The organism is Vibrio sp. 10N.261.55.F4 (genome assembly GCF_041470465.1).
Taxonomy (GTDB): Bacteria; Pseudomonadota; Gammaproteobacteria; order Enterobacterales; family Vibrionaceae; genus Vibrio; species Vibrio crassostreae_C.
Map to the genome: position 1 here is coordinate 1 of NZ_JBFRMM010000073.1, position 1,281 is coordinate 1,281.

The window sequence follows — 1,281 nt, forward strand, 5'->3', positions numbered from 1 at the left end:
TCTTAAGATCCTGTCTATGAAGCACGTCTATATAAACCTGAGTCAAAGTGATACCTCACCTTTACCTGTTAATCACGTAGGTGAACAAGAAGTCGATATTGATTCACAGGTAAGCCTTGAAACGGAAAGAATGTGGAAAGATAAGCATGAGCGTATCGAAACCCTTAGCTCTTACCGCCGCAGGGTGAGTCATTGTGAGAGAGAGTTTGAACGTTCGCTTGCTCGAATGCGATCTGTGATGACCAAGATCCGTAACAGACCTTTAGATGCGGTAGGGGAGGTTAAGGCTCTTGTTGATGATATCGTTGAAACTCTAGTGAGCGATGATAACGTCACCTTGCACCTTATGAATGCTAAAGCAGATTTCGAAGATATTTACTTTCATACTCTAAATGTTTCGGTTGTTGCACTGATGATAGGAAAGGCCAAAGGCTATAACACACAGCAATTGAAAGACCTCTCATTCGCAGCGTTGTTTCACGATGTAGGCAAGATCAAAATACCAGTCGCGATACTAAGAAAGCAGAGTGCACTAACGGTGCCAGAAGAGAACTACCTGAAGCTTCATACTAAATACGGTGCGGATATTGTATCGGCAATTGATGACTTTCCTGAAAGTGCTAAAAAGGTAATCGTTCAACATCATGAGATGAATGATGGTTCTGGCTACCCCGAGGGCTTAAAAGAACATGAGATTGATGAATTTGCCAAGATAGTCGCCGTGGCTAATGCATTTGATAACCTTTGCCATGGTAAAACGCAATCTCAACAAATGATCCCGTATTTGGCACTGTCCCACCTATATAAGAGCTGCAAGCATCTATATAGCCAAGATAACTTGGGGCTGTTAGTTAAGTTCATGGGAGTCTATCCACCAGGAACTGTAGTACAGCTTTCAAATGACTCGATTGGGATTGTGATATCCGTTAACGCTAAACATATGCTTTATCCAAATGTACTTATCTATGATCCTAGCGTGCCAAGAACCCAAGCTCCGATCATTGACCTCTTTATTAAAGAGATCAAAATCGTTAATGCCGTTCATCCAAGCAAATTACCTGAACAAGTTCGAGAGTATCTAAACCCTAGGGCTCGTTTATCTTACTTTTTTGATAGTGGAGAGTAGTTATCCACAGGTCGTTGTGGGTAATTTGTTCGAAACTTGGGGTGAAAGTGGTATAAATAAGCCCTTGGTTGAAATGTCTTCGCTTAACCTCTTTTTTTAATAAAAAACGCATTTATTGCTTGCCAATATGAGCGGCATCTCTATAATGCCGCCTC

General features: G+C 41.5%; 1 protein-coding gene. It reads left to right on the top strand.

Features of this window, described 5'->3' with window-relative positions; all coding sequences use genetic code 11:
* The first annotated feature begins 16 nt into the window (after positions 1-16).
* Complete coding sequence (locus AB4249_RS21905; RefSeq protein ID WP_372104796.1) at positions 17-1,126, top strand: HD-GYP domain-containing protein; 1,110 nt, start codon at positions 17-19, stop codon at positions 1,124-1,126.
* Positions 1,127-1,281 lie beyond the last annotated feature (155 nt).

What these genes read in the sequence shown, in the direction of transcription:
- AB4249_RS21905 (WP_372104796.1), top strand. Translation starts at nt 17, where the DNA reads ATGAAGCACGTCTATATAAACCTGAGTCAAAGTGATACCTCACCTTTA.